Origin of the sequence: Flavobacterium solisilvae, assembly GCF_012911605.1 — a bacterium.
GTDB lineage: Bacteria > Bacteroidota > Bacteroidia > Flavobacteriales > Flavobacteriaceae > Flavobacterium > Flavobacterium solisilvae.
The window spans coordinates 1-226 of record NZ_JAAMPT010000016.1 but is presented as its reverse complement, the minus strand read 5'-3'; the positions used below and the strand labels follow the sequence as shown (position 1 = coordinate 226).

1 protein-coding gene is annotated in these 226 nt (G+C 40.3%); it reads left to right on the top strand.

Annotated features, from left to right (window positions below; genetic code table 11):
- Positions 1-226: DUF7507 domain-containing protein (locus G6042_RS00075; RefSeq protein ID WP_169522292.1), on the top strand; the 226-nt coding region annotated here is incomplete at both ends.

The following is a 226-nucleotide window of genomic DNA, read 5'->3' as shown; positions in this document are numbered from 1 at the left end:
CAATCGACCCTTCAAGTCCTGATTACGACCCAAGTTGTCCGACCTGTACATTTACAGACTTAGGACAAACACCACAAATCACTTTGTTGAAAGACGGTGTTTATACTGATGCGAATGCTGACACTATTGTAAACGTAGGTGATACGATTGTTTACACTTTTACGGTAACCAATACAGGAAACGTAACTGTAAACAATTTGACAATCAATGATGCCGTAATCGGCGT